This window comes from Mycobacterium sp. NPDC003449, from assembly GCF_053588415.1.
The window spans coordinates 81,672-107,567 of the sequence record NZ_JBSFPX010000001.1 but is presented as its reverse complement, the minus strand read 5'-3'; the positions used below and the strand labels follow the sequence as shown (position 1 = coordinate 107,567).

The following is a 25,896-nucleotide window of genomic DNA, read 5'->3' as shown; positions in this document are numbered from 1 at the left end:
AGTGTGGGAACGATTGCATACCGGGCCTCAGACCCGGTGGGAAGGCCGCTACGGTGACACGCATCCATGATTTGACCCTCACCCTCGCGCTGGGTGCGTCCGATCTGAACCGCGGTTTGATCGACGGCACGGTCGGCATTCAGGCGGCGACGTCGCGTTGTCTGACTTTCAGTTCGCCGGAACGGCACTGGCGCATGTTCCGTCGCCGCGAGTTCGACATCGCCGAGGTGTCGTTCGGCGCGTTCCTGTCCATCCAGGAGCGGGCACCGGGAGAATTCGTGGCGATACCGGCCTTTCCGCACCGGCGGTTCCGGCACTCCTACATCTTCGTCGGTCACGGTTCGGGCCTCGAATCCCCGGCGCAACTGGCCGGCAAACGGATCGGCCTGAGAACCTGGACCAATACCGCCGGAGTGTGGACCAGGGGAATCCTGCAGGATCATTACGGTGTCGACCTGAGCACCGTCGAATGGGTGATGCAGGACGCGGATACGGCGGGTACCGACCAGGTTCCCGGCGCCTTCCGGATCGGCCGGGTGCCACCGGGCCGATCGGTGATCGAGATGGCCGCGCGGGGCGAGCTCGACGCACTGATCTATCCGGAGATTCCCGAGCTGCTCGGTGAGCCCGACGGGTTACGCCGACTCCTGTCGGACTCCCGTGCGGAGGAGACCGGATACTTCGGTGCCACGGGCATTTTCCCGATCATGCATACGGTGGTGTTGCGGCGCGAGGTGGTCGAAGCCAACCCGTGGTTGCCGTTCGAGACATTGCGCGCGTTTCGGGCATCCAAGGACCTTGCCCTCGACGCCATCCGCGACCCGCGCAAGGTATGTCTGGCGTGGGCCAGGGACACCTACGAGCAACAGGTCGATCTGATGGGTGCCGATCCGTTCGCCTATGACCCCGAACGATCCCGCAAGGCAGTGGAAACCCTGGTCCGTTACGGAGTCGAGCAGGGCATCCTGGACAAGCCCATCGAGCTCGAGAACCTCTTCCACCCATCGACATTGGAGGCCCCACCGGAATACGTCCGGAGGTGAGTGGGGTCGGGCAGTGGCTCGACCGGCTCGGCTTGCGGTCCCGCTGGGCGTTCGTCTCGTTGGTGACGGTGATCTACTGGCTGGGGCCCCAGTCGGTCCGGCTGTTCTATCCGCTGGAGTTGAAGCACCTGGGGGCATCCGATCTGGTGATCGGTTTGGCCGCGGGAGCGTCGTCGGTGGCGGGCCTGGTGTTGGCGGTGCCGAGCGGCTATCTGCTCGACCGGTTCGACGCCCAACGGGTGCTGGCGGTCGCGACATTCGGCCTGGCACTGACGACCGGGGGATTCGTGCTGGTGTCCTCGATCGGCTGGATGATCCTGCTGATGTTCCTGCAGGGGTTCTTCCAGATGTGGGTCTGGCTGGTCCTGCAGCAGATGATGACCCGGGTCGGCACCGGACCGCAGGCGTCCCGGCAGCTTGCTCTGTTCTCTCTGGCGTGGGGAATAGGGCTGGCCGCGGGCCCTTCGGTCGGCGCCTGGATCTACGACGCATGGGGGTTTCAGACCCTCAACATCTCGTGCCTGCTGTTCACCATGTGTGGGGTCGTCGGTGCCCTGCTGACTCCGGCGACCCTTCGGCAGCGGGAAGCGCCACGGGCCCGCCCGGCGGAACAACCCGGGATGTTCGGGGCGCTGCGACGATCGTTCGACGATTCCGTCGTGGTCGGGGTGATGGTCTCGACCTTCGTCAACATCTTCGTCCAGTCACTGCGGACGTCGTTCTACTCGCTGTTCCTGCAGCGAATCGGTCTGCCGCTCGGGACGATTGGTCTGCTGCTCTCGATCATCGGGGTGTCCTCGCTGGTGGTGCGGTTCTTCCTGCCCAGCGTGATTCGTCGGTTCGGTCTGGTCAAACCGCTGATCTGGAGCACCTGGATCGCGATCGTCGGCGTCGCGATGACGCCCTTCTGTTCGAACATCGGGTTTCTCGCGGTCGGGGCGGTGATGATGGGGGCGGGTCTCGGAGCGAATCCGCCGATAACGATCAACCTGCTGGCCGAGGCGGACAGCGCGGACCGCGGGGTGGCCGTCGGCCTGCGCATGGTCGCGAACCGTTCGGCACAGGTATTGCAGCCGATCGTGTACGGCAACATCGCGACACTGATCGGTCTCGGCGTCGCGTTCCCGATCTCCGGGGTGCTGCTCGGCGCGACGGCGGTGTGGATGGGCCGCCGACTGTCGACTCTCGAAAATGGTGCGTGAAGCGCACTTTCTGCGCCGCGGGCATTCGCGGCGTCACGGTCGACCAAAGTATGCAACAGTAGACGACCGCATTCAATAGTGCTAACTTGCGAGCTGCAAAGGCATTCCGAGAGGAGTCATCCGTGAAATCTCGTATGCGTTGTCTCCCGGCCCTCGTCGCGGCAAGCGTGGTCGTGCCGTTCGCCGTCGGATGCTCGACGAATGACGGTGCAGCCGAGGGCAGTTCGTCACAATGTCTCGAGGGCGAGACGGTCGAACTGGTGGTGCCGTACTCGACCGGTGGCGGATATGACATCTACGCCCGCGCGATCGCCAAGCCGTTGGCTGACGCGCTCGGCGCGACGGTGATCGTCCAGAACGAGCCCGGCGCAGGCGGGCTGGTCGCCACCAACAAGACCGCAGTGGCCAAGCCGGACGGCACCAGGATTCAGATCGTGAACGAACTCGGGGCGCTCTCGGCCGAACTCGCCGGCGCAGAAGGGGTTCGGTACGACTCGACGAAGCTCACCTGGCTGGCCCGCGTCACCGACGAACCGGATGTCCTCGTCGCCAGGCCGGACGGCGGGCCCACCGATCTGAAAAGTCTGGCGGCGGCGACCGATGCGCGCATGGTCGCGATCGGCCCCGGCAGCAATACCTACATCGACGCGCTGGTGGTGTCCGAGGTGGTCGGGTTGGCCAACAAGGTCATCGTCGGATTCGAGGGCTCCCCGGAAACGCTGACCTCGCTGTTGCGCGGCGAAGCGGACCTGTTCGCATCCTCGTTGTCCAGTCTGCAGACTCAGATCGGCAGCGGCGATGTCAAACCCGTAGCGGTGCTGGGCAACAGCCGCCACGAGTCGATGCCCGATGTGCCCACTCTTGCCGAACTCCCCGGGCTGACCGACGATCAGAAGTCGTTGCTGGCCGCACACGACGCGATCATCTCGACCGGACGGGCGATCATGGGGCCACCCGGAATGCCCGAACCGCTCACCACCTGCCTGAGCATGGCCCTGCAGTCCGTGCTCACCGAGGAGTCCTTCGCGAAGGGGATGGCCGAACAGGGCCGTCCCATCGGATATCTGAGCGGAGCGGATCTGACAGGTCTGGTCACCAAGGTGGTCGAGGAAACCCCGGATCGGTACCGCGCGATTCTGCAGGAGTCGTACTCCAACTGAGCGGCACCGCCGCGGCCTCCAATTGAGCGGCACCGCCGCGGCCTCCAATTGAGTGCTAGGCCGCCGACGTCGCGCTCGTGGCACTCGAATGCACGCCACCGGACAATTGGTTATTGACGTATACGCGTGGGTGTGTTGGTATGCAAGAGTATACGACATGATGAATCTCACCCGGACGGAGTGGTCATGGTCACGAGAAGTGGATTGACTCAGGAAATCTGCGCGCTGTCCGCAATTGCCGGTGCGGTCGCGGCGCTGAGCGCCTGCGGGCAGCAGGGCCAGAGCGGAGCCGACGGCAACGGGTGTGAGTTCTTCGAGGGGAAGAACGTCGAGCTCGTCGTCCCGTTCGAAACGGGTGGCGGCTTCGACCTCTACGGACGCCTGGTCGCCAATCACCTGGCGGAACCGCTGGGCGCCGGGAGCGTGATCGTTCAGAACGAACCGGGGGCGGGCGGGCTCCTCGGTACCAACAAGACCTGGTCGGCCAAACCCGACGGACTGCGGGTCCAGCTGATGTCCACCAGCGGCATGATCGCCGCGGAGCTCGGCGGGGCCGACGGCGTGCAATTCAAGAGTGCCGACTTCTCCTGGATCGGCCGCCTGACCGATGAACCCGATGTCGTGATGGGCAAGCGTGAGGGCGGCGTCGCCGACGCCGCCGGGCTGCAGGCCAGGCCGGTCAAGATCGGATCCTCCGGGGTCGGTGATATCGACTACGTCGAGGCGACTCTGTTGCAGCGCGGTTTCAACCTCGACGGTGCCGAGATCGTGACCGGCTTCGACGGGGCGCCGGAGGTCATCGCGTCGATCGCCCGTGGCGAGGTCGACGTGTTCTCCGCATCGCAGACCCGTGCCGATATCGCGATCAAGGCCGGTGATGTCAAGCCGCTCTGGGTGTTCAGCGATGAGCCGACACCGGCGCTGGCCGGCGTGCAGCCACTCGGCGATGCGGTGGACGGCTCCTTCAAACCCGTCATCGAGGCACACAACACCGTGCTGCGGGCCGGGCGGGCGCTCGCCGGGCCGCCGGATATGGACGAGGCTCGCCTGACCTGCCTGCGCGACGCGTTCGACACGGCCGTCGCCACCGACAGCTTCCTGGCCGAAGCCAAGAACCTCGGCGTCGACGGGCCGCTCTCCCCGCTCGACGGCGCCAAGACCGACGAACTCATCACCCAGGCTGTGGACAACTCCCCCAAGGAGTACGTCGATGTGCTGACCGCGTCCTACCGCAGGTGATGCGCTCGACGAGGCTCGCGCCCTGAGAAGGAGAACACCGTGCTCGATGCTGCGCTCAAAAGCCTCCTGGAGGTCGCGAGCCCAACAGCCTTGATGCTCATGCTGATCGGCATCGCGATCGGCTTCGCCGTCGGGGTGCTGCCCGGCCTCGGTGGGCCGGTGGCGCTGGCTCTGATGCTGCCCTTCACGTTCAACATGGAGCCGGTCCAGGCGTTCGCGTTTCTGCTGGGCATGAAGGTCGTAACCTCCACGACCGGCGACATCACCTCGATCCTGTTCGGCATACCCGGTGAAGCCACCTCGGCCGCAGTGGTTCTCGACGGCCATCCGATGGCCCGCAAGGGTCAGGCCGGCCGGGCGCTCGGCGCGGCGCTGATGAGTTCACTGGTCGGGGCCGTCATCGGGGCCGCGGTGCTGGCCGCGTCGATCCCGATCATCCGGCCCGTCGTGCTGGCGTTCGGGCCACCCGAATTCTTCATGCTCACCGTGCTGGGCCTGACCTTCATCGCGGCACTGTCCTCGGGGCATCTGCTCAAGGGCATGATCATGGTTCTGGTCGGACTGCTCATCGCGCTCGTCGGGATCGATCCGCAAGAGGGCATACCCCGCTACGCATTTGGTCAATTGGAGCTGTGGGACGGGTTGGGCATCGTGCCCATCGTCATTGGGCTCTTCGGCATCCCCGAGCTGCTGCAACTGATGCTCTCCAAGGAGAGCATCGCGGGAGACAACAGCACGAAGAAGATCTCCGGGGTGTACGAGGGAGTCCTCGACACGTTCCGGCACTGGAAGGTGGTCGCGCAGTCCGGTGCGATCGGCGCCGGGGTCGGGGTGGTTCCCGGTGTCGGGGGATCGGTCGCCCAGTTCATCGCGTACGGCGCGGCCAAGCAGAGCTCCAAACACCCCGAACTGTTCGGCAAGGGCAGCATCGAGGGCGTCCTGGCGGCCGGCGGTAACAACAACGCCAAGGATTCCAGCTCCCTGATCCCGATGATCGCGTTCGGCCTGCCGGGCAGTGTCAGTGCGGCCATCCTGCTCAACGCATTCCTGATCACCGGAATCGATCCCGGCCCCGATATGCTCACCAAGAATCTCGACGTCACGCTGTCGATGGTGTGGATCGCCATCATCGCCAACATCATCGTGGTCCTGATCGCCCTGCCGCTGTTGCGGCCGCTGGCCCGGTTGACGGTCACCTCGGGCCCGCTGCTGGTGCCGTTCCTGTTGACCCTCGTGGTGCTGGGCGCCTACGCCGAGAACAACAGCATCTTCGATGTCTGGGTCATGCTCGCCGCCGGTGCGGTCGGGGTCGTGTGCCTGCGCTGGAACTGGCCGCGGGTGCCGCTGCTGCTCGGGGTGGTCCTTGGTGACCTCTGCGAACGTTATCTCTTTCTGTCGCAGTCCCTGTACGGGATGTCGTGGGTGCACCGGCCCCTTGTCATCGTGTTCGCCGTCCTCATCGTCCTGATCTTCGCCCGCTCGGTCTGGAGCAGTTTCGCCAGAGGGCGCCGTGACAAGCAGAAGGCTGCCGCATGACCGTCGACCGCACCACCGGAACCGCCAAACCCGCCGCCGAAACCGGGGATTGGATCATCACGGGTGTTCTGTTGGTGATCATGGTGATGGCGTTCATCGCAACCCGCGAGTGGCCGTCGAACGCGGCGTTCTTCCCCCGGTTGCTCAGCGGGCTGGGCATCGGCCTGACGACCTTCCGCTTGCTGACCCTGTTGCGGGCCGTGATCGCCCAGCGTGGCACCCGGCGCCCGGCGCCCGAGGAAACGCCTGTGCCGCAGGCATCCGACGCCGACGGGAAATCGATCGTGATCGAGGGCCCCGATTCCGACGAGGAGGGCGATGAGCACGAACTGCACGACATCTTCGCCGAGGCCGACCTGCGGACCTGGGCGGGTGTCATCGGCTGGTTCATGCTGTTCTTCGCCGGGTTGTATCTGGTCGGGTTCCTGGCGATCCTGGTCATTTTCACCGTGGCCTATCTCCGGGTGGTCGAGCGCACGAAATACTGGCACTGCGCCCTCTACGTGGCGGGTACCGCCGGGGTCATCTACCTCCTGTTCGTGGTGATGCTGCACCTACCACTGCCGCTGGGCCTGCTCACGTCGGCCGTCGGATTTTGAGCGCGCACAACGGAACCCGCGCCGATGCCACCCTCCACCACCGGGCCGTGGCGGCTGGGCGGGGTCCTGATCGGGTTGACCTCGATCGCTCCGGTCCTGCAGTACGTCGTTCCCGCCCTGATGCCGCACTATGTCGACAATCTCGGCCTGACCCGCACCCAGGTCGGGTCCTACACCACCGCGCTGTTCCTGGTCAGTGCGTGTCTCTCGCCGGTGCTGGGCCGGGCGACCGACAAGTGGCGCGCGTCCACGCTCGCGATCTACGTCTACGCCCTGGCCGGCGCCGCGGCCGCGGTGCTCGCCGCGACCCGCAGCTATCCCGCACTGTTGGTGGGCGGGGCGGTAGCCGGGATGTCCATGGCGCTCATGCAGCCGGTGAGCAACCTGCTGCTGCTCGACTACGCCCATGCTCGCACCCGTGGGTTCCTGGTCGCGGTCAAACACACCGGGGTCAAACTGGGTCAGGCGGTCAGTGGCCTGGTACTGGCGCCGCTGGCGGTGGTCTGGGGTGCCACGTCGGCGCTGCTCATTCCCGTCGGGTTGGCGGCACTCGGTGCGATCGGGACCCGACGAACGCTGCCGGTGTCGACGATGCCGGCATCCGGTGCGACCGCGCGGCACGCACCCCGCCAACCGGTTCCGGCCGGGCTGTGGTGGGTCACCACCTACGCGGCGCTGATGGGATGCACCCAGTCCGCGGTCGGAGCCTACATCGCCCTCTTCGGCTTCGAGGAGGTCGGGCTGTCCCGGTCCGCGGCCGGTGTGCTGGCTGGAATGCTCGGCGTCGTCGGATTTTTGGCTCGGATGGGCTGGGGCGGCTTCGCGTTCCGGAGCGGCCGTTTCTCCGGCGCGCTGCTCTACATCGCGACCGCGGGCGTCCCCGCCAGCGTCTGCATGATACTCAGCGCCCGGTTTGGACTGCCGGCACTTCTCCTGGCCACCCTGATCTTCGGCGTGACCACCGCACTGTGGAATATGGCGATCACCTTCGCGATCCTCGCGATGGTGCCGCGTTCGGTCACCGGCCGCGCCACCGGTCGGGTATTCGTCGGATTCTCGGTCGGAATGATGCTGGGCCCACTGCTTTTCGGTCAGATCGTCGACCGGACCGGAAGCTATGTCGCGGCCTGGGCGAGCCTGCTGGTGTGGCAGATCATCGCCGTCGCCACCGCAGCCCCGTTACGCGGAATTGAGCCTCGGAAGGACGAATAGTCCGGTGCGGCAGTCAATCCCCATTCGGCCGCCAACAAGTACATACAACTGCATACAAGCCAATACAATTTGATGCGTCGTATGTTGCGCAGAATGGAGGAGGGCTAATGTCGCCGAAGTTACGGGTCGGGTTCATCGGGGCCGGGAGGATGGGACGGCCGATGTGTGGCCACATCGTCAACGGAGGCTTCCAGGTCACGGTCTACGACCCTGTCCCCGAAGCCCTGACCGCGGCGCAAAAGGTGGGAGCGGTCGCCGCGGGCTCGGCGCGCGAGGTCGCCGCCGCCAGTGACGTCGTCATCGTCATGCCCGGTTTCTACGACGAGGTCGCCGAGGCGATCCTGGGCGAGGACGGCCTGCTCGCCGGTGCCGATCAGGGCGATGTGATCGTCGTGGCGAGCACCATCACTCCCGCCGAGGCGAAGACCCTTGGCGCCCAATGTCGGCTGCGTGGTGTCGAATTCCTGGATGCGCCGGTCTGCCAAGGCGAGCGCGGCGCCGAGGAGGCGTACCTGTTGTGGATGGTCGGGGGTGCCGAGGACGTGTTGCAGCGGGTGCGGCCCGTCCTGGAGACCTGCGGCACCGATATCTTCCTGCTCGGCGACATCGGCGCCGGAATGGTGGGGAAGGCGATCAACAACATGCTGCTGTGGGCCGCACTGACCGCCGACCATGAGGCGCTTGACCTGGCTGAACGACATGCCGTCAAAACCGAGGTGCTCATCCCGGCCCTGCTGCTCTCCAGCGGCACCAACTGGCCGTTGCAGAAATGGAAGGACATGCACCGCATCCCGTGGGCGCACAAGGACATGCTGATCGTGCTGGAGATGGCCGACCAGGTGGGTGTCAGCGTCCCGCTGGCCGGGCTGCTTCGAGAGAAGGTCAAGCCGCTGATGCAGGCGGCGGGGATCAGCCCGGATCTCATCCGGTGACCACCGTGGAGCCCGAGTACGGATCGGACGTGATGGTCGGGGTCCTGCGGAGCTTCGGCGTGCCGTACATCAGCCTCAATCCCGGTGCCTCGTTCCGGGGGCTGCACGACTCGCTGGTCAACTGGGACGGTGGGGGACCGGCGATGATCTGCTGTCCGCACGAGAAGATCGCCGTCGGCGTAGCCCATGGCTATGCGAAGGTGACCGGCGAGCCGATGGCCGTCGTACTGCACGACCTGGTCGGACTGCTGCACGGAACGATGGACGTGTATTACGCCTTCCACGACCGGGTTCCGATGTTGCTCCTCGGCGGGTCGGGACCCGCCGACACCGCGCGGCGGCGCCCTTCGATCGACTGGTACCACAGTGCAAACGTGCAGGGTAACGCCGTGCGTGATTATGTGAAGTTCGACGATGAGCCCCGATCGGTCGAAGCGGTGCCGGAGTCGCTGATTCGCGCGTGGAACGTCGCCAGAAGCGGTCCCCAAGGGCCCGTGTACATTTCGCTCGACGCGGAGATCCAAGAGCGGAAATTGACTACGGGCCGCGAGGCGGCGAAGGTGTCCAGGCACGCCACTCCCACGCCGTTGGGCGCCGACCCCGAATCCCTCGACACCCTGGCCAGGTCCTTGGTGGCGGCCGAACGCCCGGTCATCATCGCCGGATTCGTCGGGCGTGATGCCCGGGCCTTCACCCTGCTGCCCGAGCTGGCGGAACTCCTCGCGGCGGGGGTGGTCGACACCGGGGCGCGGCTGAGCATGCCGAACCGGCATCGGCTGAACGTCACCGGCACCGATGTGCCCTCCGGTGCTGACGTCGTGTTGTTCCTCGACTGCAAGGATGTGGAATCGGCCATCACCTCGGTCGATTCGGCGACCCGCTCGGCCACCTGTCATCTCGCCGACGACGCCCGGCTGATGGCCTTGGGGTTCAACCACGTCGGTATCCACGGCTGGTCCCACGATTTCGGCCGGTTGCTGCCCTTCGAACTGGATGTCACGGCCGATACGGTCTCGGCGCTTCCGCAGCTGCTGGCGCGGTGCCGCGAGCTGATCGGGACCGACGACCCGCGCGGTGAGCAGCGGGACCGCCGGCGCACCGAGCTGGCCGACGCCCACCAGGCCCGTTGGCGGTCCTGGCAGGACCAGGCCCTGGCGGCGGCGTCGGATTCCCCGGTGTCCACCGCGCGGCTCGCCCAGGAGGTGTGGGAGGTCGTCCGCGACTACGACTGGGTGCTCACCGCCGGGACGTCGAGGGGCTGGGCGCCAAAGATCTGGGACTTCGACCAGCCCTACCGGCATCCCGGCGACAGCCTGGGCACCGCGACCCAGATCGGGATCTCGCTGGGAGTAGCATTGGCGCACAAGGGGAGTGGGCGGCTAGTCGTTGATCTGCAGCCCGACGGAGATCTGATGTTCGATCTCGGAGCGCTGTGGGTCGCGGCGTACCACCGGATCCCGCTACTCGTCATCATGGTCAACAACCACGCCTACTACAACGACTGGGCGCACCAGGAGCACATCGCCCTGGCTCGAGACCGGCCGGTGGAGAACGCCTATATCGGCATGGAGATCGATACTCCCGCGACGGATTTCGCGTCGGTGGCGCGCGCTCAGGGTTGGTGGGCCGAGGGGCCGATCGATGATCCGGAGAAAATCTCCGATGCCATCAGACGCGCCGCACAGGCCGCGCACGAGGGCAGGCCGGCCCTCGTGGACATCGTCACCCAACCGAGCTGAGCGCGCAGGCCACGAGCCCCGCCGGGTCGGGTCATCGACGTTTCCGCGGACGGTGACGCCGCAGGCCGTCGATGGCGCGGCCGCGGGGCGAATCCGTCGTTCGACACCGATCCGCAGGCGGATCGGCGACACTACGAACGGCATGAATTGTGGCCAAAATCTTGCCGTATACCGGTGAATGTGCTTGCATACATTACATGGCCGCATGAGCTGGATCACTCAAATGCCTAGCGATTGAAGGAGGCACACGCGTTGGTCAGCACCGCAGGCACCGCCGAACGAACCCGGGCGAGCCGGATGTGGATTAGCAGCTCCCGCTTTGTGATTGGGGCAGCGTCCATCCTGGTTGTGCTCGTGCTCTGGCAACTGTTGTCGGCCGCCGGCCTGCTCAGTCAGCTGGTATTCAGCTCACCGGCGGCCGTGGGCCGGGTGGCCGTCGAGCAGTTTGGCGAGGGCACCTTCTGGACGGCCGCGCGGCGCAGTGCGGTGGAGTTCCTCATCGGGTTCGGCCTGGCCGCAGTGGTCGGTGTCCCGCTGGGAATCTGCGTGGGGTGGTTCCGGAACTTCAGCTACTTCGTCGGCCCCTGGCTGAGCTTCTTCTACGCCCTACCGCGTATCGCGTTGACCCCACTGCTGCTGATCGCCTTCGGTATCGGGCAGACCGCGATCATCGCGGTCATCTTCCTCGGCGCCGTCTTCGAGATCACCCTCAACACCTCCAACGGCGCCAGGGTCGTCGACCGCAAACTCCTCGACGTCGCGGAGAACTTCGGTGCGAGCCGGCGCAGGGTGTTCACCGGCATCGTGATCCCGAGCAGTATCCCGTTCATGATCGTCGGGCTGAGGCTCGGCGTCGCGAGGGCCATCATCGGCGTGATCATCGGCGAACTGTTCGCGGGCGGAACCGGGCTCGGCCGCGATATCTCATTGGCCAGCAACACGCTTCAGACCGCCCAGGTCCTGTTCATCACCATATTCTTCTTGGTCATCGCAATTGTGATGACAGAGGGCCTGCGCTACGTCGAGCGGCTACTGAGCTCGTGGCGAAACGATATGGGAGGAGTTCGCTGATATGACCGTTCCCCAGACCCGAGCCGGGTCCACCGGAGCCGCCGCAGTCGACGTCCGACGGAGCGGTCTGAGCGCCGACGACCTCTCGGTGACCTACGTCCGCAAACGCACCGGTGAAACCGTCACGGCGCTGCGCGACTTCGATCTGGTGGTCGAGCCCAACGAATTCGTCAGCATCGTGGGGCCGAGCGGATGCGGTAAGTCGACCTTCCTCAAGACGGTCGCCGGATTGGCCGCGCCCACCACCGGAACCATCGAACTCAACGGACAGCCGATCGAGGACGCGTCGGACCGCAGGGCGATGGTCTTCCAGGATGCCTCGCTGTTTCCCTGGTACACGGTGGTGCGCAACCTGACCTACGGGATGGAGTGCCGCGGCGTCTCGGCGAAGAAGGCACGGGCCCAGGTGCAGCCGCTGCTGGCCAAGGTCGGGCTGAAGGGCTTCGAGAAGCACTACCCCTACGAGCTGTCCGGCGGCATGCAACAACGGGTCAACCTGGCCAGGGCACTGGCCGTCGATCCCGAGATCCTGCTGATGGACGAGCCCTTCGCCGCCCTCGACGCCCAGACCCGCGAGATCATGCAGGCGGAACTGCTGCGCATCTGGTCCGAAACCCGCAAGACCGTGCTGTTCGTGACCCACCAGATCGACGAGGCCATTTATCTCTCCGACCGGGTCATCGTCATGAGTGCGCGTCCGGGACGCATCATCCTCGACACCAGGATCGACCTGCCGAGGCCTCGCGGGCTCGACATCAAAGAATCCCCGGAGTTCATCGGGCTGCAGAAGGAGATCTGGCGCCTGCTGGAGAACGAGGTGCGCAAGAGCATGAAGCTGACGGATCCGGCGTGAGCGTTCAGACCAACACAGCCGTCGAAGCCGCCCCAGGCGATGCCGCGGTGCCGCGCCCCGACGCCGCGGGCCCACGGACGGGCCGCCTGGCCGGCCTTGAGTGGAAACGGCCGCTGTACGGCGTTCTCGGGGTGCTGCTGGTCCTCATCGGATGGGAATTGCTGGCCCGCTTCGGGGTGATCGACAGTCTGCTGTTCAGCCAACCCACCGATATCGTCGGTGCGTTCGGCACCTCCATGCGACAGAACAATGTGCTCCCCGACGTCTGGGTCAGCGCCACCGAGATCGGGATCGGACTCGGGGCCGCGATCCTCATCGGGGTGCCGGTCGGCGTCGTCTGCGGCTGGAACAAATGGGTGTACTTCGCCGTCGACCCATGGTTGACGATTCTCTACGCCCTGCCGATCGTGGCGCTGGCTCCGCTGCTGATCAACATCGTCGGGATCGGTCTCGCGGCCAAGGCATTGATCGTGTTCCTGTTCGCCGTGTTCCCGATCGCGATCAACACTCTGGTCGGCGTGCGGGCCACACCCAACCAGTTCCTGAGCGTGGCCCAGGTGTACGGCGCGAGCCGGGCGATGATCCTGCGTTCGGTGGTACTGCCCGGCGCCGTGCCGTTCATTCTCACCGGGCTGCGGCTGGCCGGTGGCCGGGCCCTGGTCGGCATGGTGGTGGCGGAATTCACCGCCGCCGAAGCGGGTGTCGGATTCCGTCTGCAGGTCGCGGGCGCGACGTTGCAGACCGGCCTGCTGTTCGCGTTGCTGGCGTTGCTCGGGCTGGTCGGCGTCGCCTACAGCGCGGTGATCAGGGCGATCGAGAACCGGCTCTCCAACTGGCGCCCTGAGTGACCGTGCGCAAACCGAGGAAGTCCATGAAGACAACGAGTTTCGGCCTCCGCGGCATTGCCACCGCGGTCGCGGTGCTGTTGGCCACGTCGGCCTGCACGTCGGCGGCCGCCGACATCCCCGGCCCGGCACGCAATGGCCTACCGGGTCCGGAGAAGACATCGATCACCATCGGCATCTCGTCCGACGATCCCCACCAGTTCGCCCTGCAGTTGGCGATCGACGAGGGCATCTTCGACAAATACGGCATCAAGGCCACCGGCAAGCTGCTCAACGGCGTTCAGCCCACGACACAGGCGATGCTGTCCGGCCAACTCGACGCGGCCACCAACAACGCGACCGCCTCGATCATCTCACTGGGAACCTCGCGTCCCCTCGTCGACGTCGGCGTCACCATCAACCGGCTGCCGGACGTGGTGTATGGCGGGAAAGGCATCATCGGCCCGGATCAGCTACGCGGAAAGAAGGTGGCGATCAGCCAGTTGGGTGGCCAGTCGAACACCGAGGCCTTCGTCGGAATGCGCCAGCTGGGACTGGAACCCGACGAGTTCCACATCACCCAGATCGGTTCACAGGGCGCGCGGGTGTCGGCCCTGCAGGCTGGAACGGTTGCCGCGACACCCGCCGATGCCGGGCTGCGCGGGAAACTGGAGAAGTCCGGTATCACACCGCTGGTGGATCTGCGCACCGCGCCGGTCCAGGTACCGGGGTCGAACATTCAGATGCGCCGCGACTTCACCGAGAAGTACCCGAACCTGGCCCTGATCATCGTCGCGGCCACCATCGAGGCGGTGCAGACCGAGTTCACCGATACCGAGACGGTCGCCCATCACTACGCCGAGTGGGCGGGAATCAGCGACGACGAGTCGTTGGAGCTGTGGCAGGACTACCTGGACGCCAAACTGCCGCAACGTGATCTGCGTGCCTACGTCCCGGGTTACAACGTGGCCAAGGAGGTGCTGGCCGACTTCGATCCAGCCATCGCCTACGTCGACGCGACGCAGGCCTACGACGGTCAGTTCATCGACAAGCTCGACCAGATGGGTTTCCTACGGAAGCTGGGGGTGCCGGTCGAGCCGGCGTGACAACGACGATCGAATTTCGATCGACGACCAGAGGAAGGTTGAATGCAATGGCGCTGGAGGAGTTTTCGCGCTCAGTCGAAGTACAGGCTGATCGGGAGCGGACGTGGGAGGTCCTGACGGATGTCGAGATCCTGGCCGGATGGGTCGGGATCGTGCACTCGGTCGAAGAGATCCGTCATCTCGAGCGATATCGAGCGGTACTGCAGGACAAGGTCGGCCCGTTCAAGTTGCGTGCGGACCTGGCCATCGTGGTCACCGTCGAGGACACGGGCAGGCGCGTGGCGGTATCGGCGTCGGGACGCGATCGCGCCGTCGACTCGAAGATCAAAGTCGATGCGGTACTCGCTCTCTCCGATCGCGGCGAGGGCACCGAGATCACCGTGACGGGCAGCTATCAGGTCACCGGCAAGGTGGCCGGAATGGGTAGCGGCGTGATCCACAAGAAAGCCGACCGCATCCTGGACGACTTCTTCGGCAACGTGTCGCGGGAACTCAAGGCCGCGGCGGTCAACGGGTCCGGTGCGAGTTGACCCGACCGCGCAACGACACCGTCGACCTGTACGAGTTCACCGAAGGCCTCGCGCCCGGTGAGATGCGGGACGTGCCCGCCGAATTCGGCGACGAGATCCCGGCGGACTGCCTCTTGTCCGGGTTGGGCATCGAACTGGTCCGGATCGGGCGTGCCCGCGCTGAGGCGCGGATGCGGGTCCGCCGGGGCCACCTCAATCAACGGGGCATAGTCCAGGCCGGCGCGATCGTCGCGCTCGCCGACGCCGCCGCGGGCTGGGCCAGCTACTCGGCGATCGAACACCGCGGGTTCACCACCCTGGACCTCAGCGCGAACCTGTTGCGCGCCGCCCCCGAAGGCGACCTGCTGGTGGCCTGCGCCGTACCGGTGCGGGCAGGCCGCCGGGTGCAGGTCTACGAGGTGAACGTGTTCGGCGAGGCCGATACCCCCGGGGAGGAACGCCGCCATTTCGCCCGCTTCACCGCGACCCAACTGGTGCTGGCGCCACCGACCGAAGGAGGCGGCCGGTGAGCACACCGTTTACCGAGCGCACCGTCCCCGCGGTGCTGGCGCGCGGAGCACGGTTGTGGCCCGACAAGCCGGCCGTGGAGGCCGAGGGCGGCGTGCACACGTACCGGGCCCTCGACGTCCAGTCGCGGCGGGTATCCGCCGGGCTGGCGGCCCTCGGTGTCGGGGCCGGCGACACGGTTGCGCTGATGTTGGGCAACAGCATCGAACACGTCCTGAGCTGGTTCGGGGTCTCGTGTCTCAACGCAGTGGAAGTCCCGTTGAACACTGCGCTCAAGCCCGCACAGATCGCCTACGTGCTCAACCACTGCGAAGCCACGGTGCTGGTGATCGACCACGAATACCTGCCGGGCCTGCGTGAACTGGCCGCCGAACTGTCCGCGCTGCGGACCGTCGTGGTGTGCGGCGACGGGCTGATCGATGACGAATTGCCCTGGCACACCGTGATGTTCGACGCACTGCTGGCTCATCCGCCGGTCGCGTCGGCGCCGGTCGAACCGGGTGACACCCTCGGCATCCTCTACACATCGGGCACCACCGGCACCCCCAAGGGCGTCGTGGTGAGCCAGGCCCAGACCTACGTCCGGATGTGGCCGGGGGGCCCGGGTACGCCCACCCACGACGACCGAACCCTGGTCGTGCTGCCCATCTACCACGTGATCGGCCAGTGCCGCGGGCTGTACAACACGTTGATCGTCGGAGGTACCGCGGTCCTGCAGCGCCGCTTCTCCGCATCGGGGTTCTGGCAGTCCTGCCGGACCCACCGGATCACCTTCGTTCCGCTGGTCGGGGTGATGGTTTCCTACCTGCTGGCCCAACCGCCGTCGGACGACGACCGTGATCACCCGGTGCGTCATATCGCACTGGGTACCACCAATCCGCGACTCGACGAGTTCCGCGACCGGTACGGCATCCACGAGCTGTCGATGAGCTACGGCCTCACCGAAGCCGGTGGGGTCCTGGTGGGACCGGCCGAGGCGACCGGATGCGGGTTCCTGCGGCCGGATTTCGAGGCCCGTCTGGTCGACGACCGGGACCTGCCGGTGGCCGACGGCCAGATCGGTGAGTTGGTGCTGCGGCCGAACGACTCCTGGAGCACCATGACCGGCTACTACAAGATGCCCGCCGAAACCGCCCAGCGCTGGCGCAACCTGTGGCTGCACACTGGCGATCTGATGTGGCGGCGCGACGACGGAATGTACATGTTCGCCAGCCGGGTGTCCGAACGTATTCGGGTCCGCGGGGAGAACGTCTCGCCGGCCGAGGTCGAAGAGCAGCTCGGCGCCCATCCGGCGGTGGCCGAATGTTCGGTGCTCGGTGTCGTGGCCGGCGGTGTCGACAGTCTGGTCGGCGAGCAGGAGATCCTCGCCGCCGTGGTTTTTGCCGACGGCCGCGATATCGATTTCTCCGATATCGCCGACTATCTGCGAAGCCGGCTGCCTGCCTTCGCGGTACCCCGGTATTTCCGCCGTTACCAGGAACTTCCGCGAACCGCCGCAACCCATCGGGTCCAGCGTTCGGTCATCGCCGAAGAGCCACTGGACACCGCATGGGACGGGCAGGCCCAGCATCGCGACCGCAACGCCGACGTATCCCCGGCGTACTGACAGAACAAGGACAGGCAATGGAAGCATTGATCATCGGCGGTACCGGCCCCACCGGACCGTTCATCATCGAGGGCCTGGTGGCGCGGGGATACCGACCCGTCATCCTGCACCGCGGCACCCATGAAGTCGAGTTCCTCGCCGGCTATGAACACCTACACGCCGATCCGCACTTCGAGGATCCGGTACGAGATGTCCTCGGCGGGCGCCGATTCGACCTGGTGATCGCCTCCTACGGACGCCTGCGGCTGCTGGTGGAGATCCTGGCCGGTCATACCGAACGACTGATCACCATCGGCGGAACCGTGTACCGCCGCCAGCAGTGGTCGCGTCCGGCCGACGAAACCGCGACCCGTGAGATCTCGCACAAGTTGGTGTCGCGGGTGCAGCAGACCGAGGACGCGATCTTCGTGCGTCACCACGACGGCACCTTCAACCTCACCCATCTGCGCTATCCGAACCTGTACGGCCCACGTCAGCTCGCCCCGCGGGAGTGGAGTGTCATCCGCCGTATCCTCGACGGGCGCAGGACGATTCCGGTGCTGGACGGCGGCCTCACGCTGGAGGGCCGGGCGTATGTCGAAAACGCGGCGCAGGCCGTGCTGCTCACCGTCGACCACCCCGAGGTCTCGGCGGGCCGCATCTATCACGTCGCGGATGCGGTGACCCCGACCGACGGGGAACGGGCACTGGCCATCGCCGCGGCGATGGGCGCGGAGGTGCAGCTGATCAACTACCCGCGGGAAGCCGGCCGGCCGGCCCACTTCTGGGGTGGTGGACGCAACCTCGAGTACATGGGGCTGGACGGTCCTCCGCCGACGCACCACAAACTGCTCGACAGCTCGCGGATCCGTGCCGAACTCGGCTACACCGACCTCGTCGACTTCGAGGAGGCGATCGCCCGTACCGTCGCCTACTACCGTGAGCATCCGCTCGTCGTGGGAAGCGATGAGGAGGCGCGCATCGGCGACCCGTTCGATTACCCGGCCGAGGACCGGTTCATCGAGGAACTGCAGGCGTTCACCACCCGGTGCGCCGAGCTTCCGTTCGCCGGCGTCCGGCTGGTTCACTCCTACGATCATCCCAAGCAAGCCGCGAAAGTCCCTGCGGGAGAACACTAGATGGTGCAGATCGTGTCGCCGGCCACCCTCCGGGAAGCGGTCGACATCATGCGCGGCGCCGAGGGAGACGCCAAATACCTCGCCGGCGGGACCGCGCTGGTGCTGCTGGTCAAGATGCGGATGGTCAATCCGGAGACACTCATCAGCCTGCGCCACGTCACCGACCTACCAGACTGGGACCGGGTGACCGTGAACGACACCCACGTCCGCATCGGCGGCGGAGTCACGTTGGCCCAGCTGGCCGCCGACCCGTCGGTGCTGCGGCTGCTGCCCAGCGTGGCACATGCCGCGGACGTCGTCGGCAACATCCGGATCCGTAACTGTGCCACCGTCGGCGGTTTGATGGCGGAGGCCGACTACGCCTCCGATCCTCCGGCGACGATGGTAAGCCTGGACGCCAGCGTCCGGCTGAGCAATGGTGACCGGGTCCGTGATATCGCGGTAGCCGACTTCATCACCGACTTCTTCACCACCGAACTGGAGGACGACGAGGTCGTGATCGGGGTGAGTGTTCCGCGCCCACGCGTGGACACCCACTCCGCTTACCTGAAATTCTCCAGCCGGTCCGCCGAGGACCGGCCCTGCGTGGGTGTCGCGGCGTCGGCCGGGTTCGACGGTGACACCCTGGCCGGACTTCGGATCGTCGTCGGAGCCGTATCCGGGCGCCCCCAATGGTTTCCCGATATCACCGCGCCCCTGCTCGGCACCTGTCCGGATGCCGCGACGGTGGCAGCCGTGGCCGACGCCTACGCCGACAGCGTCGACCCGGTCGACGACATCCGCGGGTCGGCCTGGTACCGCAGGCAGGTGGTACGGGCACAGGTGACCCGCGCACTGGCCACGATCGGGGTGGGGGTGACGAGATGAGCAGCGTCCCGATCGAGCGTCACGTCTGCGACGATGCCGGTGACCGCATCAGCGGGCGGTTCCCCTTCGCGGTAGACCGGCGCATCGAGGACGCGGTGTACGTCTGTGCCGTCCGTAGCCCCGTCGCGCACGGCGTCATCACCGAACTCGACCCCGAATTCGCCTTGGGTACACCGGGTGTGCTGGCGGTCATCACCGGTGCCGATGCGCACGATCTGCTCGGTGCCGCGATGTATCACGGTGAGAGCCGACAGGACCAGCCGGTGCTGGCGGTGGAGCGGGTTCGCTATGCCGGCGAACCTGTCGCGCTGGTCGTCGCCGAAACCCGCGCGCTGGCCGAACGCGCGGTCCGTGACGTCGACCTCGAGATCGACGAGTTGCCCTATGTCGTCGATCAGGATGCCGCGGGCCTGCCCGATGCGCCCCAGCTGCACGAGGATTGGCCCGGAAACGACTGCGGGTCCTGGAAGCTGGTGCTCGGAGACGCGCAGGCGGCCATGTCGACCGCCGCGCATGTCCATACCCAGACCTATCACACCCCGTCGGCCAGCCATGCCGCGATGGAGCCCCACGTCGCCGGCGCCCAATGGCTGGGCGACGGGCTGGAGGTGTGGACCGGCACCCAGGCCCCATACGTCGTGCGTAACCGGCTCGCCCGGATCTTCGGGCTCGAACCCGACCAGGTGCGGATCCGGGCCGACAATATCGGCGGGGGGTTCGGGGCCAAACTCGATGTCCGGCTCGAGGCCATGGTCGCGCTGGCCGCGCGGGTGGTCGGGCGCCCAACGCAGATGGTGCTGTCCCGGGACGAGGTGTTCGCCACCGCGGCCAGGCACGCATCGACGGTCACGGTGACCACCGGAGTGGACGCCGAGGGCAGGTTCGTCGCGCGCATCATCGATATCGTCTACAACGCGGGCGCCTACGCGCTGACCACGCCGAGAGCGATCCGCAACGGGATGATTCGTTCCCCCGGGCCCTACCACATCCCGAACGTGTTGCTGCGCGCCGCGGGCCGCTACACCAACACCGTGCCCACCGGGCCGTTCCGCGGTGCGATGACCGGACAGGTGTGCTGGGCCGGGGAGTCCGAACTCGACGAGCTGGCCGCCCAGATCGGGATGGACCCCTACGAGTTGCGCAGGCGCAACGTCCTGCGCGACGGTGACCAGTTCGCCACCGGCGAGCACATGCACGAGATGAAGTACGAGGACATGATCGACGCGGCCGCGACCGCGGTGGACTGGTACGGGGCACTGCCGGCGCCGCGGGACGGGATCGTCCACGGCCGGGGAATGGCGTTGGTCATCAAGAGCACCCGCACGCCCTCGCGGTCGGAGGCCAAAGTGGTGCTCAATGCCGAGGGCGAGCTGGTGATCCGCAGCAGCTCGATCGAGATGGGCCAGGGCGCCCACTACACGCTGACCGAGATGGCGGCGCGGGTACTGGGCGTCGCGCCGGAGGCCATCGCGATCACCGTCGTCGACACCGACCACACCCCGTTCGACACCGTGACCAGCTCCAGCCGCACCACGCTGGCGATGGGGCTGGCCATCGAGGACGGCGCCAGGAGGCTTCGGACGCTCATCGAGGACGAGTACCGCGAATTAACCGGCATTTCGGGCCCGTTCACCCACGAGGACGGTGCCATCGACGGCGACGGCGGGCCGCCCATGACCTACCGGGAGATCATGCTCAAGTGCGCCGAGGCCGAACTCGTCGGCTTCGGGTCATACACCACCCCGGAGGGGTACGGGGTACTCGACCCCGAGACATCGCAAGGGCTGCACACGGTCAGCTGGCACCAGGGTGCGGTCGCCGTGGAGGTCGCCGTCGACACCCTCACCGGCCGGGTCCGGGTGGTGCGTGCCCACGGCTGCTCGTTCGCCGGCCGGGCCATCGACCTCGCCCGGATCCGCAAGCAGACCGAGGGCGGGATGATCTTCGGTATGGGGCAGGCCTTGATGGAGGAGATCGTTTATGACGGAGGCGAACTCACCAATGGAAACTTCTCCGACTACCAGCTGCCGTCGATTCTGGATGCGCCCGTTTCGATCACCAGCACGTTGCTGACCGATGGCCACCCGGACGCGACCCCGCACGGCGTCGGCGAGAACACCGTGCCCCCGATGGGTCCCGCCATCGGCAACGCCGTCTACGCCGCAATCGGTGCCCGGGTGCGCGAACTGCCGCTGACCGCCGAACGGGTGCTGCGTGCCATCGCCGCCGCGGACGGCGATCGCCGCGATCAGGAGGAGCAGCGATGATTCACGTGAAGTTCGGCCTCAACGACGAGCCGGTCGACGTCGAGGTGCCCGAGGACGAGTTGTTGCTCGACACCTTGCGGGAGCGCCTCGGCACCACCAGCGTTCGATACAGCTGCGGCATCGGTGTGTGCGGGACGTGCACGGTGATGCTCGAAGGCAAGGTGGTCAGTTCCTGTCTGCAGCTGACCCAGATGGCGGCCGGATGCCAGGTGCACACGGCCGAGGCGGTGCTGACCGAGAACGGTCGCCGCCGCGACGTGTACGAATCGTTCGTGGCCAGCCGGGCATTCCAGTGCTCCTACTGCATTCCGCCGATGGCGCTCACGGTCGCCGCGCTGATCGACGCCCACCCTGACATCACATCAGAGGAGCTGCGCGAGCAGCTCGGCGGAAACATCTGCCGCTGCGGCAGCTATCCACAGGTTCTTGAGGCGATTGCCTCATTGGTGAGTTCGGAGGAGACACGATGAGTCGGCTGCAGATCACGGTCGCCGTAGGCGATTACGACATCACCAGACCGATACTGGACGGAGCGGTGACGGCGACGGGGCTCGATGTCATCGGTGTCACGACGCCGTCGCCACAGCGGCACTGGCGGATGCTCAAACATCGTGAGTTCGATGTGGCCGAGTTGTCGCTGGGCTCGCACAGCGCCCGCCTCGGCCGGGGCGACACCGACCTGATCGGCATCCCGGTGTTCCCGCATCGCAGATTCCGCCATGGGTATGTGTTCGTGCCGGGCACCTCGAGCGCCGAGACCGCCGCCGACCTGGCCGGTCAGGCGGTCGGGGTGCGAAGTTGGCAGACCACCGCCGGGATCTGGCTCAGGGGCATCCTCGCCGAGTATCACGGGCTGGCGCTGTCCGCCGTCGACTGGGTCGCCCAGGACGGTGAGGATGTACCGCTGAGCCTTCCGCCGGACCTGCGCCTTTCGCAGGTCACCGACGGACAGCGGGTCACCGACATGTGTGCGGCCGGCGAACTCGGGGGACTGGTCTATCCCGAGATTCCGCACCAGATCCTGGCTGACGACGGCAGCATGCGGCGGCTCTTCCTCGATCCCAAAGCGGCCGAGCAGGAGTACTTCCGTCGGACCGGCATTTTCCCGATCATGCATGTGGTGGCGGTGCGGGCCGAACTCATCGAGACCTACCCGTGGTTGCCCCGAACGCTGTGCGAGATGTTCGAAGAGGCAAAGCAACTGGCGATGCGGAGGTTGACCAATCCCCGTACGGTCAGTCTGGCCTGGCTACGTACGCTGCAGGAAGAGGAGCGTGCGCTGCTCGGTCCTGACCCATGGCATTACGGGCTGGACCAGCAGAACATCCACACGCTGACCACCTTCCTGGAATATGCGCACAGCCAGGGCGTGATCGGACGTCCGCTCGGCGCCGCAGATCTGTTCGACCCCTCGGTCGTCAGCGCCGCGCCCGCCTACATATGACCTTTAGCCGCCGCTGAATTCCCATCGCGGCATTGACAATAGTATCCGTTAGCGTTCTACTGTATGCAGTTGTGTACTGGAATGACGGGCGCACTGCTCGAGCACTGAGGAGTCTTGATGCAAGACCGATATGACGTCGTCGTCGTCGGAGCCGGCAACGCCGCACTGTGCGCCGCGCTGGCCGCGCGTGAACACGGGGCAGGTGTGCTGGTCCTGGAACGCGCACCCGAGAACGAGCGCGGCGGCAACACCGCCTTCACCGCTGGGGCAATGCGGTTCGCCTACAACGGCGTTGAGGACGTCCTCGAGCTTTGCCCGGAGCTCAGCGAGGATGATCTGGCCTCGACCGACTTCGGTGCCTACACTCAGGACGACTTCTACAACGACATGTGCCGGGTCACCGAGTACCGGACCGATCCCGATTTGACCGACATCATCGTCAAGAAGTCCTTCGAAACCCTGAAGTGGATGCGCAGCAAGGGGGTTCGGTTTGCCCCGATCTACGGCAGGCAGGCCTTCAAGGTCGACGGCAAGTTCAAGTTCTGGGGCGGACTGACCCTGGAGACCTGGGGTGGTGGGCCGGGACTGGTCGACTCGCTGATCGATGCCGCTACCCGCGAGGGCATCGACATCGCTTATGAGGCGCGGGCATTGGCGTTGAAGACCGATGACGCCGGGGTTTCGGGGGTGCAGATCCGCGTCGACGGTGAGCTCCGCACCGTCGACGCCGGGGCGGTCATCCTGGCATCCGGCGGATTCGAGGCCAACCCCGAATGGCGTACCCGCTACCTGGGGCCGGGATGGGACCTGGCCAAGGTGCGCGGCTCGCGGTTCAACATGGGCGACGGCATCCGGATGGCCATCGACATCGGCGCGATGCCGTGGGGGCACTGGTCGGGGGCTCACGCCGTCGGCTGGGAACTCAACGCGCCGCCGTACGGTGATCTGGCCGTTGGTGACGGGTTCCAGAAGCACAGCTACCCCTTCGGCATCATGGTCAACGCCGATGGATGCCGTTTCGTCGACGAGGGCGCCGACTTCCGCAACTACACCTACGCCAAGTACGGTCACCGGATCCTCGCCCAGCCCCAACAGTTCGCCTGGCAGATCTTCGACCAGAAGGTGACGCACCTGCTACGCGACGAGTACCGGATCCGGCAGGTGACCAAGGTGACGGCCGATTCGATTCCGGCCCTGGCGCGCAAGCTCGACGGCGTCGATGCCGACCAGTTCGTCAAGACCGTCGAGGAGTTCAACGCCGCGGTCCGCACCGAGGTCCCGTTCAACCCGAACGAACGCGACGGACGCCGGACCGTGGGGCTGCCCCTGGACAAGACCAACTGGGCCAATCCGCTGGACTCCCCGCCGTTCGAGGCCTACGCCATCACCTGCGGTGTGACGTTCACCTTCGGCGGCCTGCACATCACCGAGCACGCCGAGGTGCTCGACACCGAGGACCGCCCGATCAAAGGCCTCTACGCGTGCGGCGAGCTGGTGGGCGGGATCTTCTACTTCAACTACCCGGGTGGCACCGGCCTCACCAACGGCTCGGTGTTCGGCCGGATAGCCGGTGAACGCGCCGGAGCGCACGTCGACGCCCAGCTGATCGAGCAGAATTAACCCTTACCCCCAAAGGAGAGCGCTGTCATGACGGAATACGACCTCATCGTCAAGTCGTCGACGATCATCACCCCGGCCGGGCGGGTTTCCGGTCAGGTAGCCGTGCGGGGCGAGAAGATCGTGGGCATCCTCGCGCCCGAGGAGGATGCCGCGGCCAAGAAGACGATCGATGCCGGCGACAAGCCGGTGATCCCTGGCCTCATCGACACCCACTGTCATTTCCGGGATCCCGGTTACACCCACAAAGAGGACTACTACCACGGGACGATCGCCGCCGCGGCGGGCGGCGTCACGACGGTGTTCGACATGCCCAACGTCGACCCGCCCACCACGACGGCCGATCGGCTCAAGGCCCACCTGGAGAACGCGCAGTCCAAAGCGGTCGTGGACTTCGGCCACAACGCCTCCGGTGTGGTCCCGGAGAACATCAAGGAGCTCGCCGAGGCCGGCGCCACCGCCTTCAAGGTGTGGATGATGAAGGACATCGGTCGGGACTACCCGCACCCGCCGGGCACCTCGCTGACCAACCACGGCGCCCTTTACCGGGTATTCGAGGAGGTCGCCGACACCGGGCTGCCGCTCTACATCCATCCCCACGACCACGACCTCTACGAGCTGTTCGTCGCGCGTTCTCAGGAGGAATGGGGGATGGACTTCCGGTCCTACGCCAGGGCGCTGCGCGGTGGCAACGGCGTGGTGCTCAACACCGCCATCGCCACCATCCTGGAGTTCCAGCGCTCGGTGGGCACCAAACTCCATGTGCTGCACCTGTCGACCCGCAACGGAGTCAAGATGGTGGCAGAGGCCAAGGCCGAGGGCCGCGACGTCACCGCCGAGGCGAACCCGTTCGCACTGTTCGTCACGAACGACTGGGCGAATATCGAGAAGAAGGGGCCGTACGCACTGGGCTTCTGGGTGCCCGAGGACGACAATCCGTCGATGTGGGACGCGGTCGTCGACGGCACGATCGACGTGATCGGCAGTGACCACGGACCCCATACCAGGGAGGAGAAAGAGGTCGGCTGGACCGATATGTACACCGCGCCGGGCGGCAGTCCGATGATCGAGCAGTACCTGCGGCTGTTGCTTACCGAGGTGCACAAGGGCCGGCTGACCTTGGAACGGGTGGTCGAACTGTGCGCACACGCGCCCGCGCGGTTGACCGGCTACTACGGTCAGAAGGGCGCGATCCTGCCCGGGGCTGATGCCGACCTGGTGGTGCTCGACATGGACCACGAAGAGGTTTTGCGGGCCGAGCACAGCCACTACATGTGCGGGTGGATGCCCAGCGAGGACTTCAACACCAAAGGCCGCCCGGATATGACGATCCTGCGTGGCCGGGTGATCATGCAGGGCGGCAACGTGGATGCCGCGGCCGGATCCGGGAAATTGCTGCGGCCCAGCATCTGACACTGGCGAGG

Annotated in this window: 23 protein-coding genes; all 23 read left to right on the top strand. The window is 66.3% G+C overall.

The genetic code is table 11. The features are described from left to right. Nucleotides 1-53: 53 nt before the first annotated feature. The gene (locus ACWDTP_RS00540) at nucleotides 54-1,043 is read left to right on the top strand and encodes a hypothetical protein (RefSeq protein ID WP_450015488.1); all 990 of its coding nucleotides are present in this window, start codon (nucleotides 54-56) and stop codon (nucleotides 1,041-1,043) included. Further along, entirely contained in the window at nucleotides 1,040-2,245 is a 1,206-nt protein-coding gene (locus ACWDTP_RS00535) for an MFS transporter (protein WP_450015486.1), read from the top strand. Before ACWDTP_RS00540 ends, ACWDTP_RS00535 begins: the two co-directional genes overlap by 4 nt. Before the next feature lie 122 nt (nucleotides 2,246-2,367). Beyond that, a complete protein-coding gene (locus ACWDTP_RS00530; protein WP_450015484.1) occupies nucleotides 2,368-3,405 on the top strand; it encodes a Bug family tripartite tricarboxylate transporter substrate binding protein in 1,038 nt (345 codons plus the stop codon). 186 nt (nucleotides 3,406-3,591) lie between these two features. Further along, nucleotides 3,592-4,644 (top strand): Bug family tripartite tricarboxylate transporter substrate binding protein, encoded by a 1,053-nt coding sequence (locus tag ACWDTP_RS00525; protein ID WP_450015482.1) that lies wholly within the window; start codon nucleotides 3,592-3,594, stop codon nucleotides 4,642-4,644. Nucleotides 4,645-4,683: 39 nt separating this feature from the next. After that, nucleotides 4,684-6,180 (top strand): tripartite tricarboxylate transporter permease, encoded by a 1,497-nt coding sequence (locus ACWDTP_RS00520; RefSeq protein WP_450015480.1) that lies wholly within the window; start codon nucleotides 4,684-4,686, stop codon nucleotides 6,178-6,180. Continuing rightward, complete coding sequence (locus ACWDTP_RS00515; RefSeq protein ID WP_450015478.1) at nucleotides 6,177-6,779, top strand: tripartite tricarboxylate transporter TctB family protein; 603 nt, start codon at nucleotides 6,177-6,179, stop codon at nucleotides 6,777-6,779. The genes ACWDTP_RS00520 and ACWDTP_RS00515 overlap by 4 nt, the downstream gene beginning before the upstream one ends. A 24-nt stretch (nucleotides 6,780-6,803) precedes the next feature. Beyond that, nucleotides 6,804-7,991, top strand: a complete 1,188-nt coding sequence (locus tag ACWDTP_RS00510; protein ID WP_450015476.1) for an MFS transporter — start codon at nucleotides 6,804-6,806, stop codon at nucleotides 7,989-7,991. Between the two features lie 107 nt (nucleotides 7,992-8,098). Beyond that, nucleotides 8,099-8,923 (top strand): NAD(P)-dependent oxidoreductase, encoded by an 825-nt coding sequence (locus tag ACWDTP_RS00505; protein WP_450015474.1) that lies wholly within the window; start codon nucleotides 8,099-8,101, stop codon nucleotides 8,921-8,923. Next, on the top strand, nucleotides 8,920-10,662 hold the full coding sequence (locus ACWDTP_RS00500; RefSeq protein WP_450015472.1) for a thiamine pyrophosphate-binding protein: 1,743 nt from the start codon (nucleotides 8,920-8,922) through the stop codon (nucleotides 10,660-10,662). The genes ACWDTP_RS00505 and ACWDTP_RS00500 overlap by 4 nt, the downstream gene beginning before the upstream one ends. Before the next feature lie 354 nt (nucleotides 10,663-11,016). Continuing rightward, a complete protein-coding gene (locus tag ACWDTP_RS00495) occupies nucleotides 11,017-11,733 on the top strand; it encodes an ABC transporter permease (protein ID WP_450015470.1) in 717 nt (238 codons plus the stop codon). Between the two features lies 1 nt (nucleotide 11,734). Further along, a complete protein-coding gene (locus ACWDTP_RS00490) occupies nucleotides 11,735-12,586 on the top strand; it encodes an ABC transporter ATP-binding protein (RefSeq protein WP_450015468.1) in 852 nt (283 codons plus the stop codon). Next, on the top strand, nucleotides 12,583-13,434 hold the full coding sequence (locus ACWDTP_RS00485) for an ABC transporter permease (RefSeq protein ID WP_450015466.1): 852 nt from the start codon (nucleotides 12,583-12,585) through the stop codon (nucleotides 13,432-13,434). Before ACWDTP_RS00490 ends, ACWDTP_RS00485 begins: the two co-directional genes overlap by 4 nt. 23 nt (nucleotides 13,435-13,457) lie before the next feature. Beyond that, a complete protein-coding gene (locus ACWDTP_RS00480; protein ID WP_450015464.1) occupies nucleotides 13,458-14,516 on the top strand; it encodes an ABC transporter substrate-binding protein in 1,059 nt (352 codons plus the stop codon). Between the two features lie 47 nt (nucleotides 14,517-14,563). Next, nucleotides 14,564-15,046, top strand: coding sequence for a CoxG family protein (locus tag ACWDTP_RS00475; RefSeq protein WP_450015462.1), 483 nt, complete (start codon nucleotides 14,564-14,566; stop codon nucleotides 15,044-15,046). Then, nucleotides 15,043-15,555: a PaaI family thioesterase gene (locus tag ACWDTP_RS00470; protein ID WP_450015460.1), complete on the top strand. Its 513-nt coding sequence runs from the start codon at nucleotides 15,043-15,045 to the stop codon at nucleotides 15,553-15,555. The genes ACWDTP_RS00475 and ACWDTP_RS00470 overlap by 4 nt, the downstream gene beginning before the upstream one ends. Then, nucleotides 15,552-17,159 carry an AMP-binding protein gene (locus ACWDTP_RS00465; RefSeq protein ID WP_450015458.1) on the top strand — a complete coding sequence of 536 codons (1,608 nt, stop codon included), beginning with the start codon at nucleotides 15,552-15,554 and terminating at the stop codon, nucleotides 17,157-17,159. Before ACWDTP_RS00470 ends, ACWDTP_RS00465 begins: the two co-directional genes overlap by 4 nt. 17 nt (nucleotides 17,160-17,176) lie before the next feature. Then, nucleotides 17,177-18,277: an NAD-dependent epimerase/dehydratase family protein gene (locus tag ACWDTP_RS00460; protein ID WP_450015456.1), complete on the top strand. Its 1,101-nt coding sequence runs from the start codon at nucleotides 17,177-17,179 to the stop codon at nucleotides 18,275-18,277. After that, a complete protein-coding gene (locus tag ACWDTP_RS00455; RefSeq protein WP_450015454.1) occupies nucleotides 18,278-19,144 on the top strand; it encodes an FAD binding domain-containing protein in 867 nt (288 codons plus the stop codon). After that, entirely contained in the window at nucleotides 19,141-21,411 is a 2,271-nt protein-coding gene (locus tag ACWDTP_RS00450; RefSeq protein WP_450015452.1) for a xanthine dehydrogenase family protein molybdopterin-binding subunit, read from the top strand. Before ACWDTP_RS00455 ends, ACWDTP_RS00450 begins: the two co-directional genes overlap by 4 nt. Beyond that, complete coding sequence (locus ACWDTP_RS00445; protein ID WP_450015450.1) at nucleotides 21,408-21,881, top strand: (2Fe-2S)-binding protein; 474 nt, start codon at nucleotides 21,408-21,410, stop codon at nucleotides 21,879-21,881. The genes ACWDTP_RS00450 and ACWDTP_RS00445 overlap by 4 nt, the downstream gene beginning before the upstream one ends. After that, on the top strand, nucleotides 21,878-22,855 hold the full coding sequence (locus ACWDTP_RS00440; RefSeq protein WP_450015448.1) for a hypothetical protein: 978 nt from the start codon (nucleotides 21,878-21,880) through the stop codon (nucleotides 22,853-22,855). Before ACWDTP_RS00445 ends, ACWDTP_RS00440 begins: the two co-directional genes overlap by 4 nt. Nucleotides 22,856-22,972: 117 nt before the next feature. Further along, the gene (gene tcuA, locus ACWDTP_RS00435; protein WP_450015446.1) at nucleotides 22,973-24,475 is read left to right on the top strand and encodes an FAD-dependent tricarballylate dehydrogenase TcuA; all 1,503 of its coding nucleotides are present in this window, start codon (nucleotides 22,973-22,975) and stop codon (nucleotides 24,473-24,475) included. 27 nt (nucleotides 24,476-24,502) lie between these two features. Further along, entirely contained in the window at nucleotides 24,503-25,885 is a 1,383-nt protein-coding gene (locus tag ACWDTP_RS00430; protein ID WP_450015444.1) for a dihydroorotase, read from the top strand. Nucleotides 25,886-25,896: the final 11 nt, after the last annotated feature.

Bases quoted from the DNA above. Each gene is read 5' to 3' on its own strand.
- ACWDTP_RS00450 (WP_450015452.1), top strand. From the start codon at position 19,141: ATGAGCAGCGTCCCGATCGAGCGTCACGTCTGCGACGATGCCGGTGAC.
- ACWDTP_RS00460 (WP_450015456.1), top strand. From the start codon at position 17,177: ATGGAAGCATTGATCATCGGCGGTACCGGCCCCACCGGACCGTTCATC.
- ACWDTP_RS00440 (WP_450015448.1), top strand. From the start codon at position 21,878: ATGAGTCGGCTGCAGATCACGGTCGCCGTAGGCGATTACGACATCACC.
- ACWDTP_RS00505 (WP_450015474.1), top strand. From the start codon at position 8,099: ATGTCGCCGAAGTTACGGGTCGGGTTCATCGGGGCCGGGAGGATGGGA.
- ACWDTP_RS00480 (WP_450015464.1), top strand. From the start codon at position 13,458: ATGAAGACAACGAGTTTCGGCCTCCGCGGCATTGCCACCGCGGTCGCG.
- ACWDTP_RS00490 (WP_450015468.1), top strand. From the start codon at position 11,735: ATGACCGTTCCCCAGACCCGAGCCGGGTCCACCGGAGCCGCCGCAGTC.
- ACWDTP_RS00455 (WP_450015454.1), top strand. From the start codon at position 18,278: ATGGTGCAGATCGTGTCGCCGGCCACCCTCCGGGAAGCGGTCGACATC.
- ACWDTP_RS00515 (WP_450015478.1), top strand. From the start codon at position 6,177: ATGACCGTCGACCGCACCACCGGAACCGCCAAACCCGCCGCCGAAACC.
- ACWDTP_RS00510 (WP_450015476.1), top strand. From the start codon at position 6,804: ATGCCACCCTCCACCACCGGGCCGTGGCGGCTGGGCGGGGTCCTGATC.
- ACWDTP_RS00430 (WP_450015444.1), top strand. From the start codon at position 24,503: ATGACGGAATACGACCTCATCGTCAAGTCGTCGACGATCATCACCCCG.
- ACWDTP_RS00525 (WP_450015482.1), top strand. From the start codon at position 3,592: ATGGTCACGAGAAGTGGATTGACTCAGGAAATCTGCGCGCTGTCCGCA.
- ACWDTP_RS00475 (WP_450015462.1), top strand. From the start codon at position 14,564: ATGGCGCTGGAGGAGTTTTCGCGCTCAGTCGAAGTACAGGCTGATCGG.
- tcuA (WP_450015446.1), top strand. From the start codon at position 22,973: ATGCAAGACCGATATGACGTCGTCGTCGTCGGAGCCGGCAACGCCGCA.
- ACWDTP_RS00445 (WP_450015450.1), top strand. From the start codon at position 21,408: ATGATTCACGTGAAGTTCGGCCTCAACGACGAGCCGGTCGACGTCGAG.